General features: G+C 58.5%; 13 protein-coding genes. 10 read left to right on the forward strand and 3 right to left on the reverse strand.

All coding sequences use genetic code 11. The features are described from left to right. Positions 1–205: 205 nt before the first annotated feature. Positions 206–1,630, reverse strand: coding sequence for a metalloprotease TldD (gene tldD, locus AC1QQ2_RS05095; protein WP_479712321.1), 1,425 nt, complete (start codon positions 1,628–1,630; stop codon positions 206–208). Between the two features lie 188 nt (positions 1,631–1,818). Here tldD and coxB point away from each other — a divergent pair, with 188 nt between their 5' ends. From coxB to AC1QQ2_RS05145, 10 genes are all read left to right on the forward strand, one after another. Beyond that, complete coding sequence (gene coxB / locus AC1QQ2_RS05100; RefSeq protein ID WP_105234228.1) at positions 1,819–2,718, forward strand: cytochrome c oxidase subunit II; 900 nt, start codon at positions 1,819–1,821, stop codon at positions 2,716–2,718. Positions 2,719–2,818: 100 nt separating this feature from the next. Then, positions 2,819–3,751: a heme o synthase gene (gene cyoE / locus AC1QQ2_RS05105; protein WP_105234227.1), complete on the forward strand. Its 933-nt coding sequence runs from the start codon at positions 2,819–2,821 to the stop codon at positions 3,749–3,751. After that, complete coding sequence (locus tag AC1QQ2_RS05110) at positions 3,751–3,969, forward strand: hypothetical protein (RefSeq protein WP_105234226.1); 219 nt, start codon at positions 3,751–3,753, stop codon at positions 3,967–3,969. The genes cyoE and AC1QQ2_RS05110 overlap by 1 nt, the downstream gene beginning before the upstream one ends. Continuing rightward, on the forward strand, positions 3,966–4,562 hold the full coding sequence (locus AC1QQ2_RS05115) for a cytochrome c oxidase assembly protein (RefSeq protein WP_479712322.1): 597 nt from the start codon (positions 3,966–3,968) through the stop codon (positions 4,560–4,562). The genes AC1QQ2_RS05110 and AC1QQ2_RS05115 overlap by 4 nt, the downstream gene beginning before the upstream one ends. A 24-nt stretch (positions 4,563–4,586) precedes the next feature. Then, positions 4,587–5,393: a cytochrome c oxidase subunit 3 gene (locus tag AC1QQ2_RS05120; protein WP_479712323.1), complete on the forward strand. Its 807-nt coding sequence runs from the start codon at positions 4,587–4,589 to the stop codon at positions 5,391–5,393. 94 nt (positions 5,394–5,487) lie between these two features. Beyond that, positions 5,488–6,168: an SURF1 family protein gene (locus AC1QQ2_RS05125; RefSeq protein WP_479712324.1), complete on the forward strand. Its 681-nt coding sequence runs from the start codon at positions 5,488–5,490 to the stop codon at positions 6,166–6,168. A 3-nt stretch (positions 6,169–6,171) separates the two neighbouring features. Then, positions 6,172–7,560: a threonine synthase gene (gene thrC, locus AC1QQ2_RS05130; protein WP_479712325.1), complete on the forward strand. Its 1,389-nt coding sequence runs from the start codon at positions 6,172–6,174 to the stop codon at positions 7,558–7,560. After that, complete coding sequence (locus tag AC1QQ2_RS05135; protein WP_479712326.1) at positions 7,557–8,822, forward strand: M16 family metallopeptidase; 1,266 nt, start codon at positions 7,557–7,559, stop codon at positions 8,820–8,822. Before thrC ends, AC1QQ2_RS05135 begins: the two co-directional genes overlap by 4 nt. Further along, a complete protein-coding gene (locus AC1QQ2_RS05140; RefSeq protein ID WP_067550767.1) occupies positions 8,822–9,412 on the forward strand; it encodes a GNAT family N-acetyltransferase in 591 nt (196 codons plus the stop codon). Before AC1QQ2_RS05135 ends, AC1QQ2_RS05140 begins: the two co-directional genes overlap by 1 nt. Continuing rightward, complete coding sequence (locus AC1QQ2_RS05145) at positions 9,406–10,821, forward strand: FAD-binding oxidoreductase (protein WP_479712327.1); 1,416 nt, start codon at positions 9,406–9,408, stop codon at positions 10,819–10,821. Before AC1QQ2_RS05140 ends, AC1QQ2_RS05145 begins: the two co-directional genes overlap by 7 nt. On the opposite strand, the gene hrpB is transcribed toward AC1QQ2_RS05145, so the two are convergent. Together hrpB and AC1QQ2_RS05155 are read right to left on the reverse strand one after the other, a co-directional pair. Continuing rightward, entirely contained in the window at positions 10,818–13,223 is a 2,406-nt protein-coding gene (hrpB, locus tag AC1QQ2_RS05150) for an ATP-dependent helicase HrpB (protein ID WP_479712328.1), read from the reverse strand. The two genes, AC1QQ2_RS05145 and hrpB, sit on opposite strands and share 4 nt — an antisense overlap. Positions 13,224–13,311: 88 nt before the next feature. Further along, positions 13,312–13,482: a hypothetical protein gene (locus tag AC1QQ2_RS05155; protein ID WP_479712334.1), complete on the reverse strand. Its 171-nt coding sequence runs from the start codon at positions 13,480–13,482 to the stop codon at positions 13,312–13,314. Positions 13,483–13,490: the final 8 nt, after the last annotated feature.

Genomic DNA, 13,490 nt, shown 5'->3' on the forward strand with positions numbered 1-13,490 from the left:
CAACCTTAAGAAGCCGTAAATGGAGCGATATTTTTAGGGCTTAAATGCCGATTGGAATTACAGGCGCAAAGTTATCCAATATGTCAGCGCCAAAACGACCGAGGCCATTCGCCGTACCACGGAAAAAACCCACCAACGGTGTCGTGCGCCGATACAGAAATGGGCACGTTCCCGCGCCCCTCTTCTCGACTTCGGACCGTGCCTATTAAGACGACGCGCCGCCGACCGTCAGGCCGCCGATCATCAGCGTTGGTTGTCCTACACCTACGGGAACCCACTGACCTGCCTTACCGCAGTTGCCGATACCAGGGTCGAGGGCCATGTCGTTACCAATCGCGCGAATTTGGCCCATCGCGGTCGGACCGTCGCCGATCAGGGTCGCACCTTTAACAGGGGCGCCGACCACACCGTTCTTAACGCGGTAGGCTTCGGTGCAAGAGAACACGAACTTGCCGTTGGTGATATCCACCTGACCGCCGCCAAAGCCCACAGCATAAATGCCGTCCTTTAGATCGGCGAGGATCGCTGCGGGGTCAGCGTCGCCACCTAACATATAAGTGTTGGTCATGCGCGGCATCGGCAGGTGGGCAAAGCTTTCGCGGCGACCGTTTCCTGTTGCCTCTACGCCCATCAATCGCGCGTTTTGACGGTCCTGCATGTAGCCGACGAGGATACCGTCCTCGATCAGGACGTTTTTGCCAGACGGCGTGCCTTCGTCATCGACGGTGATCGACCCGCGACGACCCGGAATGGTGCCGTCATCCAGAACGGTGACGCCTTTGGCCGCGACCTGCTGGCCGACACGCCCCGAAAACGCGCTGGTGCCTTTGCGGTTAAAATCACCTTCGAGGCCATGACCGACAGCCTCGTGGAGTAGAACCCCCGGCCAACCCGGCCCAAGGACAACATCCATCACGCCCGCAGGTGCCGCTTCGGCCTCGAGGTTCACCAGAGCAACGCGCAGCGCCTCACGTACGGCAGGTTCCCAGTGGTCGCGAGAGATCAGACCGATCAGCCCTTCGCGGCCACCACCACCGTGGCCCCCAGATTCGCGGCGACCGTTCGCATCCTCGACGATGACAGAGACGTTTACGCGGCTCATGGGGCGAATGTCGGTAACGATGGTGCCTTCGGGCCGCAGAATCACGACCTCTTGCAGCGAGGCCGCAAGGCTTGCGGTCACTTGGACTACCCGACTGTCCAAATCACGCGCAAAGGCATCAATTTCGTTCAGCACGTCGATCTTCGCCGGAAAGGTCGCCTGCGCGATAGGATCAACGTCACTATATAATTTAACGTTGGTAGGCTTTGGACCGACCGCCAAAGTGCCGCCGCCGTCACCCACAGCCAAACGGGCCGTCGCAACCGCTCTTTTCAGCGAAGATTCGTCGATTGTTGTCGAATGCGCGTAGCCTGCCGTCTCTCCCCGCACGGCGCGGAGGCCGAAACCCTCAGAAGAATCGTAGCTGGCTGTTTTGATGCGACCATCGTCTAAAGTCAGAACTTCCGCGCGACGCCGTTCGAGAAAAAGCTCTCCATCGTCGGCCCCAGCAGTCGCTTCACGCAACAAAACAAGGGCTTGATCCTGATCCAGAGAGGTTTCGAAGGGGCGGAAGTGATCGGTTTTCATATTTTACTTTCGTGATATTATCTTTGACATAGGTCAAAAAAGGACAATATGCCGCCCTTGTGGTTCTTGAGTTGTGTCGCAGGATATGGGACATGCAACGCTGGATACAATGGGATTCCGGAGATTGTTCTCTTGGGTACCACACTAAGGGGAGGGGCATCAGTGCCCCTAAATGCACAGGGTTAAAGATGCGATTGACCAATTTTGTCTCCAAGCTTTCCGCTGCCGCTGGCCTTGCACTGGCTGGCGTTGCTGCGAAAGCGCAGGAAGTGAACCAACAACTTGAAGTAATCGGTGCGCCGACACCAGGTGGCATGGGCTTCCAGCCTGCTGCGTCCGAACTCGCACGTGACCTACAGTGGCTCGACGGTATGATCCTCGCGATCATCACCGTTATTACCCTGTTCGTCGTGGCTCTGCTGGCTATCGTCATTGTGCGCTACAACCGCCGCGCAAACCCGACACCAGCGACCTTCACCCACAACTCGCCACTCGAAATCGCTTGGACCGTTATTCCGATCGTTATTCTGGTGTTCATCGGTGCGTTCTCGCTGCCGATCCTGTTCAAACAGCAGGAATTCCCTGAAGGTGACATCACCATCAAGGTCACCGGAAACCAGTGGTACTGGTCTTACGAATACGTTGATGATGGCATTGCGTTCGACAGCTACATGATCGGTCACCCGTCTTCGGTTCCGATGGGCTACGAAGGTCCGGAAATCGCTCCGTTCGTTCGCGACGAAGCTATGGATGCTCTGATGGAGAACTTCGGCTACGATCCGTCGCTCTTTGCTCTGGCTACCGATACCGCGATCGTTGTTCCGGTTGGTGCAACTATCGTAATGCAGGTGACTGGCGCGGACGTGATCCACTCCTTCGCTCTGCCAGCAATGGGCGTAAAACAGGACGCTGTTCCTGGTCGTCTGGCACAGCTGTGGTTCGCACCTGAAGTTGAAGGCATCTACTTCGGCCAGTGTTCGGAAATCTGCGGCAAAGACCACGCTTACATGCCGATCACTCTGAAAGTTGTCAGCCAAGAAGCATACGACGAATGGCTGGCTGCAGCGAAAGAAGAGTACCCGGCCTAATCGCCGCGCGGCAGGGCCTGTCCTTGCCGACTACAGAACACGAACGGGCGGGATTTCCCGCCCTTCGCTTCACCCCATTACCTCGTAAGAAGAGCCGCGAATGACCGACGCCAGCTTGCCAGAGACCACCCGCGAAGCCAGCATGGGCGATTACATCGCTTTGCTGAAGCCCCGCGTGATGTCGCTCGTGGTGTTTACCGCGCTGGTTGGTCTGATCGTGGCTCCTGTGCCTGTGCACCCCTTCATCGCTTTTGTTGGCATCTTGTGCATCGCAGTGGGCGGCGGCGCTTCGGCGGCGCTGAACATGTGGTGGGATGCTGACATTGACCGTATCATGAAGCGCACTTCGAACCGCCCGATCCCCTCGGGCCGCGTTCAGCCCGAAGAAGCACTGGCCATCGGCCTTGCGCTCAGCGGGTTTTCGGTTGTGCTCTTGGGTCTGGCGTCGAACTGGCTGGCCGCTGGTCTGCTGGCGTTCACGATCTTCTTTTACGCCGTCGTCTACACGATTTGGCTAAAACGCTCGACACCGCAGAACATCGTGATCGGTGGTCTCTCTGGTGCACTGCCGCCAATGATCGGCTGGGCGGTTGCGACTGGCGGCATCACCATCGAATCGGTTCTGATGGTCGCGCTGATCTTTATGTGGACCCCACCGCACTTCTGGTCGCTGGCGATCTTTGTTAAATCCGACTACGGTCGCGCCGGTGTGCCGATGCTGACCGAAACACACGGTCGCCGTGTCACCCGCAACCACATCATGGGTTACATGATCGCGCTGATCCCTGTGTCGATGGCTATCGTATTCACTTCGATCGGCGGCTGGGTTTACCTCGCAACCGCGATCATCATGAACCTGTGGTTCCTCAAGGCATGCTACGCCGTATGGCGCCGTGACGAAGAGGCTGCAGAGGCAGACAGCTTTGCTGCGGAACGTTCGGCGTTCAAAGTGTCGCTTGCCTATTTGTTCCTCCATTTTGCAGCCCTGATGATTGATGCAGCTCTGCGCACTCAAGGGATTGGTGGCTTCTAATGACTATCCGCGTTGAACACGAACTTCACACTCGCCGCAAAGGCCGTAACTACGGCCTGCTGATCGTGCTGCTGGCATTCGTTGGCTTGGTCTTTGGCCTGACCGTTGTGAAGGTTCTCGAACTGGGCGACGCTCGTAAGTTCGAAAGCAACGACCACGTTTTGCGTCCGGCTCTTCTGCCGATGGACACCCCTGCCACAACGGAGGCTGGTCAGTGAAATTGTTCCCAAACATTCAAGGCGCTAAACGCACGGTGCTCCAACTGGTGACAGTTGTGGTCGTCATGGGTGCGTTGTCTTGGGCGTCGGTTCCGTTTTACAGCTGGTTCTGTAAGGTCACTGGCTTTGGCGGCGCGACCAATGTCGTCGAAACCGCAAGCGATGTGATCCTCGACCGCGAGATGAAAATCCGCTTCGACAGCTCGACCGATCCATCATTGCCGTGGTCGTTCAAACCCGTTCAGCGCGAAATGACCGTGAAAATCGGTCAAACCGCGCTTGCCTATTACGAAGCAACCAACACCTCGAACCGCCCCGTTGCGGGTCAGGCGACCTATAACGTCGTCCCCTACGAGGCAGGTGGTTTCTTTGATAAGATCGAATGTTTCTGCTTTACCGAACAGGTTTTGCAGCCAGGCGAAACCGTGGTCATGCCCGTGAGCTTTTTTGTAGACCCCGCGATCGTTGACGATCGGGACGCAAAATACGTGCATACAATCACGCTCAGCTATACATTCTTTGAAATCCCGCTGCCGGACCAAGATACGGCAGCACTGTCCAATACGGCACCCGCCGAAACAAAACTTAACTAAAGACCAGCCGCAGGGAACACTGACATGGCTCACGCTAAGAACCACGACTACCACATTCTTCCGCCGTCGATCTGGCCGTTCGCTTCGGCTGTAGCGGCCTTCATCATGCTGTTCGGCGCCGTCATGTGGATGGCGAACGACATGCCTTGGATGTTCCTGATCGGCCTCGTTGCGTCGCTCTACTCCGCAGGCGCATGGTGGGCTGACACCGTGAAAGAGAACAAAGCTGGCGACCACACTGCGGTTGTTCGCATTGGTCTGCGCTATGGCGTAATCCTGTTCATCATGTCCGAAGTTATGTTCTTCGCTGCATGGTTCTGGGCGTTCTTCAAAACCCAAATGTACCCGATGTTCACCTACGAAGGCACGTCCTACGTAGAGCCGTCCATTGTTCCGGTTGATGCATTCCACCTGCCGCTGATCAACACTCTGATCCTGCTCTGCTCGGGTGCTGCTGTGACTTGGGCCCACCACGCGCTGGTGCACGAAAACAACCGCAAAGACCTGATCCAAGGCCTGACCATCGGTATCATCCTCGGCGTATTCTTCACCATTCTTCAGGTATATGAATACTACGAACTGATCGTGCACATGGGTTGGTCGCTGTCGGGTGACGTGTTCTACAACACCTTCTTCATGGCAACTGGCTTCCACGGTTTCCACGTCGTCATCGGTACGATCTTCCTGACCGTCTGCTTGATCCGTGCAACTCGTGGCCACTTCTCACCTGAATCGCACGTCGGCTTCGAAGCAGCAGCTTGGTACTGGCACTTCGTTGACGTTGTATGGCTGTTCCTCTTCGCAGCAGTCTACATCTGGGGCCAAGCCTAAGGTTTGCGCAGGCGGGACTTGACCCGCCGCCCATGACAGGACAATGACCGCGCGGGGACTGCCTCGCGCGGTTTCGTTTACAAAGGACGTTCGGATGCGTCGAATTCTCTTTTTGTTGACCTTTGGTTTGGGTGGCTTGGCCGTCCTGCTGTCGCTCGGCATATGGCAGATGCAACGGCTCGACTGGAAGCAAGAACTCCTAGCTGAGATGGAGAGCCGCATCGCGGCCCCTGCGATCCCCCTACCCGCCACCGCGACCGAAGCCGACGGCGAGTATATCGCTGTGACGCTGACGGGCACGCCAACCGGCCAAGAGCTCCATGTTCTGTCGTCTGGTTCTGCTGCGGGAACAGGATATCGCGTGATTTCGGCATGGGTCACGAATGATGACCGTCGGATAATGGTCGACATGGGCGTGATGCCGCTGGACGCAAAATACATTGCACCAGCGCTGACCGAACAGACCATCACGGGCAACTTGTTCTGGCCTGACGATGCGGCGGCGACCTCCCCTGCACCTGACCTTAACGCGAATATCTGGTTCGCCCGCGACACGGCTGCGATGGCAGAGGCATTGGGCACCGAGCCCCTGATGGTCGCCCTGCGCACCACGACCGCGCCTGACCCTCGTGTGACCATCGTTCCCGTAAACACAGCGGGGATCAAAAATGATCACCGCGAATATGCAATTACTTGGTTCCTGTTGGCCTTTGTTTGGGCTGTAATGACTGGGTATTTCCTCTACCGCTCCTCCAAAGATTCTAAGAAGGACTGACCGATGCGCTATATCTCGACCCGTGGACAGGCCCCCGCCCTTACGTTCGAAGAGGCGATGATGACTGGCCTTGCCCGTGATGGCGGCCTCTATGTCCCTGAAACCGTCCCAACGATGACCAAGGACGAGATCGCTGCGCTGGCTGGCAAATCCTACGAAGAGATCGCCTTTGCCGTAATGAAGCCGTTTGTCGCCGACACCTTCACCGACGAAGAGTTCAAAGGTCTGATCGAAGAAGCTTATGCTGGGTTTGGCCACGAAGCTCGCGCGCCTCTGGTGCAATTGGCGCCGAACCACTTCCTGCTGGAACTGTTCCACGGCCCGACCCTCGCGTTCAAAGACTTCGCGATGCAGCTGATCGGTCAGATGATGCAATTCGCGCTGGCCCGTTCGGGCAAGCGGATCACTATCGTTGGCGCGACTTCGGGCGATACAGGCTCTGCCGCGATTGAGGCATTCCGTGGTCTGGACAACGTCGATGTGTTCATCCTGTTCCCCCATGGCCGCGTCTCTGAGGTGCAGCGCCGCCAGATGACCACCCCATCGGAATCGAATGTTCACGCGCTGGCGGTTGATGGCGACTTTGACGATTGTCAGGCCGCGCTGAAGGACATGTTCAACGACTTTGATTTCCGTGATGAGGTCCACCTCGCTGGTGTGAATTCGATCAACTGGGGTCGCGTTCTGGCACAAGTCGTTTACTACTTCTCCTCCGCAGTGAGCCTCGGCGCACCGCATCGCAAGGTGTCCTTCACCGTGCCCACAGGCAACTTCGGTGACATCTTCGCGGGCTATATCGCTAAGAAGATGGGCCTACCCATCGACCGTTTGGTCGTCGCGACCAACCAAAACGACATCCTGCACCGCACGCTAGCAACAGGCGTTCAAAAGAAAGAGGGCGTGACCCCCTCGATCAGCCCGTCGATGGACATTCAGGTCTCGTCCAACTTTGAACGCGCGCTGTTTGATGCCTATGGCCGCGACGGTGCAGTGACCGCTCAGGCGATGGCTGACCTCAAGGACAAAGGGGAATTCACCATCTCCCAAGGCGCCTATGACATGCTCAAAGACACCTTCAACTCTGGCCGCGCGTCCGAGGATGAAACCCTCGAAACCATCGGTGCGCAGATCAAAGCGTCGGGTGAACTCTTGTGCCCGCACTCGGCTGTTGGCGTAAAAGTGGCAGAGGATTTCCTCGGCGCGACCCCGATGATCACTCTGGCGACCGCGCATCCCGCAAAGTTCCCAGACGCCGTGGAAAAAGCGAGCGGTATTCGCCCACCTCTTCCCCCGCGCATGGCAGACCTGTATGACCGTGATGAACGGGTCACACGCGTCGCCAACGACATGGACGCCCTGCAAGCTATCATTCGGGAGCGTCGCGCGCGTTGACCATCCGCACTCACACACTATCCAACGGCTTCCGTATCGTAACCGAAGCCATGCCCAGCCTAAAATCCGCCTCTATCGGCGTTTGGGTTTTGGCAGGTGGACGCCACGAACGGATCGAACAGAACGGCATCGCGCATTTCCTTGAACATATGGCGTTCAAGGGAACGACGAACCGTACCGCGTTGCAGATTGCCGAACAGATCGAAGACGTAGGCGGCTATATCAACGCCTACACCAGCCGCGAAATGACGGCCTATTACGCGCGCGTCCTCGAAGAGGACGTGACGCTTGGGCTCGACATTATCGGCGATATTTTGATGAACCCTGTGTTCAATCCGCATGACGTGGATGTCGAACGCGGTGTGATCCTCCAAGAAATCGGTCTGTCCTACGACACGCCCGACGATATCGTCTTTGATTGGCTGCAAGAGGCCGCTTATCCTGATCAGCCGCTTGGACGCACCATCCTAGGTCCGTCTGAACGTGTGTCGGCGTTTCAAAACCATGACCTGCAAGGGTTCATGGATGAACACTACGCGCCCGACCGTATGATCCTGTCGGCTGCTGGGGCCGTGGACCATGATGCGATCGTTAAACAGGCTGAGGCGATCTTTGGCGGCATGAAATCGCGCCCGAACCTCCAGACCGTTGTTCCAGCCACCTTCCGCAGCGGCGAAAAGCGCGAGTTGAAAGCGCTAGAGCAGGTCCATTTCACATTGGGCTTTGAAGGTCCAGATTATCTCGGTCGGGATATCTTTACCGCACAGATTTACTCGTCGGCTCTGGGCGGCGGTATTTCCAGCCGTCTGTTCCAAGAAATCCGCGAAAACCGTGGCCTCTGCTATTCCATTTTTGCTCAGACCGGCGCCTATGCCGACACCGGCATGATGACGATCTACGCGGGCACCTCCGCAGACGACATCGCGCAGCTGTCGCAGATCACGATGGACGAGATGAAGCGTGCCGCGGACGACATGTCCGAAGCCGAAGTCGCTCGTGCCCGTGCTCAGATGAAAGCGGGTCTGTTGATGGGGCTGGAAACGCCGTCGAACCGTGCGGAACGTCTGGTCCACATGCTCTATTCCAAGGGCCGCATCATCGATCTCGAAGAAACCGTTGCGATGATCGACAACGTGTCTGTTCAGGACGTGCGCGAATTTGCCGGCAAGATGGCAGGTGAAGCCGAAATGGCGATGGCGATCTATGGCCCGGGGCAGAGCGCACCCGATCTGGATACCTTGAAATCAAGGCTCGCTGCGTAATGCTGGGGCGGCGTCGCAAGGTCAGGCTGGAAACAGACCGCATGACATTGCGGCTGCCAGATCATGGCGACTGGCGCCAGTGGGCAGACCTTCGGCAAGAGAGTCGCGAGTTCCTGACCCCTTGGGAACCTGAATGGTCCAAGGACCACCTGAGCCGCAAGGCCTTTACCAACCGTGTGTATTGGTCGCAACGGTCTCTCGCCAATGGCACCGCCGTGCCACTGTTCCTCATTCGTCGTGAGGATCAAGCGCTCCTCGGGGCGATCACGCTCGACAATATCCGCCGTGGCCCTGCGCAGGCTGGCACCGCAGGCTATTGGATCGGCCAACGCTACGCCCGCAACGGCTATATGCGCGAAGCGATTGATGCACTGGTGCATTATGCCTTTGTCGAACTAGACCTGAGCCGGATCGAAGCGGGCTGTTTGCCCGAAAACACGCCCTCGCGCCGCTTGCTCGAAAGCTGCGGTTACAAATACGAAGGCGTCGCACAAAGTTACCTCGAAATTAACGGACGCTGGCGTAACCACGTCCTTTACGCAAACCTCCGCGCGGATCGCCGCGGTAAGGCAAATCTAGGCCAATGCTGAACTCTGCTGACGATACTTTTGTTTCCCTCCTAAAATCTGCCATCCCTGATCTGCAGATTAAGGACGATACGGACCCCTACCTGCGTGAACCGCGCGGGCGGTTCATGGGGACGGGTGTCGTTGTTGCGCCGTCCAGCACAGCAGAGGTCTCTGAGATCGTCAAACTCTGCGCCGCACATAAGATTGGCATTGTCCCCTACTCTGGCGGCACTGGTTTGGTCGGCGGCCAGCTGATGGAAGACGGCCCCGTGCCTGTTGTCCTCAGCCTTGAGCGGATGAACCGTGTTCGTGACATCTACCCGACTGAAAACGTGCTCGTCTGTGATGCGGGCTGCATTTTGGCGGACGTTCAGGCGGCCGCAGAGGGCGTAGAACGCCTGTTCCCCCTCTCGCTCGCCTCTGAAGGATCGGCACGGATTGGCGGGCTGCTTGGTACCAATGCGGGCGGTTTGAACGTTCTGCGTTACGGCAACGCCCGCGCTCAGGTCCTAGGCCTTGAGGTCGTAACGGCGAGCGGGGAGGTCTGGAACGGCCTGACCCGTCTGCGCAAAGACAACACGGGCTATGACCTACGTGACCTGATGATCGGGTCCGAGGGGAGCCTTGGTATCATCACAGGGGCTGCGCTGAAACTGTCCCCGCGACCCGGGACACATGGCACCGCGCTGATGGTTGTGCCGTCGCCGGCGGCTGCGCTCGACCTTTTGGCGCTGGCGCAGGCGCAAATCGGCGAAGGCATCTCGGCCTTTGAACTGATGAGTAAACAGGGCATCGCATTTTTGGATGAGGTCGGCCCAGAGGTCGCGAAACCCTTTGCCGAGACGCCAGAATGGTTCGTCCTCATCGACCTCGGTTTGCCAGCTGGGTTCCAGCCACAAGAGGCGCTTGAAACGCTGTTTGTCTCTGCATCCGAGGCCGATCTTGTCAGTGACGGCGTGATTGCCCAGTCCGAGGCCCAGCGTCAGGCGTTTTGGGCAATCCGCGAAAACATCCCCGAAGCAAACCGCCGCATCGGGTCGATCTCATCGCATGACATCTCTGTGCCGCTGTCGAAAATCCCTGATTACATCGTTGAGGCCACCGCGGCCCTCACGCAGGTCGGTGATTTCCGCATCAACTGCTTTGGCCATTTGGGCGACGGTAACCTGCACTTCAACGTTTTCCCAACCCAAGGCCGAACCCGCGCGGATTATGAAAACCTGCGCGGCGCGATAAAAACGACTGTCCACGACATGGTTCACAAATTCGATGGTTCGGTCAGTGCAGAACACGGGATTGGACGGCTCAAGGTCGATGACCTTGAGAAATACTCCGATCCGATGAAACTCTCGATGATGCGTGCGATCAAAGACGCGCTCGACCCGCAGGGCATTTTGAACCCCGGTGCGGTTCTGCGCGCTCGGGATTAACGGGCGCGCGGTTTGGCCCGCAAAGTCGGGTCAGCCGTTGTCGGATCTTCGGGCCACGGGTGTTTGGGATATTGGCCGCGCATGTCTTTGCGCACGTCGGCATAGGAATTGGCCCAGAACCCCGGAATATCCATGGTGACCTGCACGGGCTTTTGACCCGGCGAGAGCAGCGTGACACGCAGCGGCGTTTTCCCAACGGTCGGATGGCGCGTCACACCGAACATTTCCTGCAAACGCAATGTGATCTGCGGATGTTCCCCGTCATAATCAATCGGGATTTTTCGCCCCAGCGGCGTTTCAAAATGCGATGGGGCCGCCTGATCCAAGACCTGCAACTGGTCCCACGACAGCATGCCGCGCAGGGCGTCATGCGGATTGAACCGCTTCCAATCCTCGGCAGAGCGGACGCCGTTTAGGTGCGGCAGCAACCAATCCTCTAGCCCTGCCATGAGGCTATCGGTGTCCATCGCGGGCAAGTCAGCGCCGCCCGCACGCACCAATTCGACCCGCGCACAAAGCCGCGCCGCAGCCCCATCCAACCGCAAGCCGAGGTCACGCACGCCGTCCAGCATCGCACGGGCAATCGCGTCTTCGCTGGCCTCGGACCACTGCCGATCATCAAGGGGGAGCGCGCCAAACATCTCGACACGGCGCGTTTTCACCCGACGATCCCGTTTGGACCATTCGCACACATCCGTCCATGCGATCTGATCCGAAAAGAGGCCACGGAGTTCACTCTCTGAAATGGCTAAGGCCTGTCGGATTCTGGCCTCGCGCGGGTTTCCGTCGAGGTCGGTTGCTATGATCAATCGTTGCCCAGCGAGGCCATCGCCATCAGGCATCACGGCCCCTTTACCTCCCGACAGGATATAGCGCGGTGCATCGCCCGACCGCCGCAGGCCGACACGATCAGGATAGGCCAAGGCCGCCATCTCTGCGGGTGACAACGTGGGCTTTTCCTCAGCCATTTGGGCAAAGCGTTTCGCCTCAACCTTGATCCGATCCAGCACGCTGCGGTTCACGTTGCCTTCGCCGGTTCGGATGGCACGCAGTCGCAACATGAGGTCCGTTTGCCCGCCAATCATCGGATCGCGATCTGCCAAAAGCGCGGCTAAGTGCGCTGCTTGTTTACCCGCAACTGCCAGCATATGGGCGAGCCGTGGGTGCAGCGGCATCGCGGCGATGAGCCTGCCGTGATCGGTGATCCGACCGTCAGCGTCCAACGCGCCGAGTTGATGCAAGAGCGCCTGCGCCTCGGCCAATGTGCCTTCGGGCGGAGGGGTCAGGAACGGTAGATCAGCGGCGCCCCACAGTGCCATTTCCAAGGCGAGACCCGCCAAATCGGTCGCTTCGATCTCTGCTGGAGGGAAGGCCTGCAATGCTCCGTCTTCGCCTTTGGTCCAGAGGCGGAAACAGGTGCCCGCAGCGACGCGACCCGCACGGCCTGCACGCTGGGTCGCTTCGGCCTTGGACACGCGTTCGGTGACAAGCCGCGCCATGCCAGACGACGGGTCATAGCGCGACCGCCGCGCACGCCCCGCATCGACGACAACGCGAATATCCTCAATCGTCAGCGAGGTTTCCGCGATAGAGGTAGAGAGAACAATCTTTCTCCCGCTTAAGACAGGCGCAATCGCGGCGCGTTGCTGGGCGAAGGGCAGCGCACCATAGAGCGGTCGCACCTCGCACCCTTTGGGCAAACGCCCCTGCAACGCGGCCTCTGTCCGACGGATTTCACCTTCGCCAGGGAGAAACACCAAAACGCCGCCCTCAGTCTGGGCCACAGCGTCAACGATCAGGTCCGCAGTTGCCATTTCAAGGCGGCGGGTTTTGTCGAGCGGTCGTTCCAAATAGACCAGATCGACGGGATATGCGCGCCCCTCTGAGGTGATCATCGGCGCGTTGTCCAACAATCGCGCGACGGGCTCTGCATCCAGCGTCGCGGACATAACGACCAAGATCAGGTCATCACGCAGGGCTTGCCGAATTTCCCATGTCAGCGCGAGGCCAAGGTCAGCGTTCAGGCTGCGTTCGTGAAATTCGTCAAAGATGATCGCGCCAATACCCGAAAGCTCAGGATCGGATTGAATCATGCGGGTCAGGATGCCTTCGGTGACGACTTCGATCCTGCTGCCCGCTTTACTATCGCCGCGCATTCGGTAACCGACCGTCTGGCCCGTCTTTTCACCAAGCTGTTCCGCCAAACGTTCCGCCGCGGCGCGAGCCGCAAGGCGACGCGGTTCGAGCATAATGATCTTGCCATCGGTGACAGACGCCTCAAGCAGCGCCAATGGCACCCGCGTGGTCTTACCTGCGCCTGGAGGGGCCTGTAGCACGGCGCGCCCCTCGGCGCGGAGCGCGTTGATCAGGTCAGGCAGGGCGGAGTCGATGGGAAGTGTCATATAAGGTGTTTAGGGGGCGCCGCTGGCGCGGCGCAAGGGGGCTCCGCCCCCTAACCCCCGAGATATTTACGGCACAAAGGCAGGACGGTCAGTCCCACCAAGGGCCGTGATGACCTGCGCCGCCATCGATACGTTCAAACCCGTGCATCCCAAAGAAGTCACGCTGCGCCTGAATGAGGTCGGTGGTGCCACGTGCCATCGACAGGGTGTCGATGAACGAAAGCGCCGAGGCGCAAGCAGGCACAGGGTGACCGTTCAGAACCGCAG

Source organism: Aestuarium sp. (assembly GCF_023253315.1).
Taxonomy (GTDB): domain Bacteria; phylum Pseudomonadota; class Alphaproteobacteria; order Rhodobacterales; family Rhodobacteraceae; genus Marivivens; species Marivivens donghaensis.

Coding starts and splice junctions, on each gene's coding strand:
- AC1QQ2_RS05145 (WP_479712327.1), top strand. CDS start 9,406: ATGCTGAACTCTGCTGACGATACTTTTGTTTCCCTCCTAAAATCTGCC.
- AC1QQ2_RS05125 (WP_479712324.1), top strand. CDS start 5,488: ATGCGTCGAATTCTCTTTTTGTTGACCTTTGGTTTGGGTGGCTTGGCC.
- cyoE (WP_105234227.1), top strand. CDS start 2,819: ATGACCGACGCCAGCTTGCCAGAGACCACCCGCGAAGCCAGCATGGGC.
- coxB (WP_105234228.1), top strand. CDS start 1,819: ATGCGATTGACCAATTTTGTCTCCAAGCTTTCCGCTGCCGCTGGCCTT.
- AC1QQ2_RS05140 (WP_067550767.1), top strand. CDS start 8,822: ATGCTGGGGCGGCGTCGCAAGGTCAGGCTGGAAACAGACCGCATGACA.
- AC1QQ2_RS05120 (WP_479712323.1), top strand. CDS start 4,587: ATGGCTCACGCTAAGAACCACGACTACCACATTCTTCCGCCGTCGATC.
- tldD (WP_479712321.1), bottom strand. CDS start 1,630: ATGAAAACCGATCACTTCCGCCCCTTCGAAACCTCTCTGGATCAGGAT.
- AC1QQ2_RS05110 (WP_105234226.1), top strand. CDS start 3,751: ATGACTATCCGCGTTGAACACGAACTTCACACTCGCCGCAAAGGCCGT.
- thrC (WP_479712325.1), top strand. CDS start 6,172: ATGCGCTATATCTCGACCCGTGGACAGGCCCCCGCCCTTACGTTCGAA.
- hrpB (WP_479712328.1), bottom strand. CDS start 13,223: ATGACACTTCCCATCGACTCCGCCCTGCCTGACCTGATCAACGCGCTC.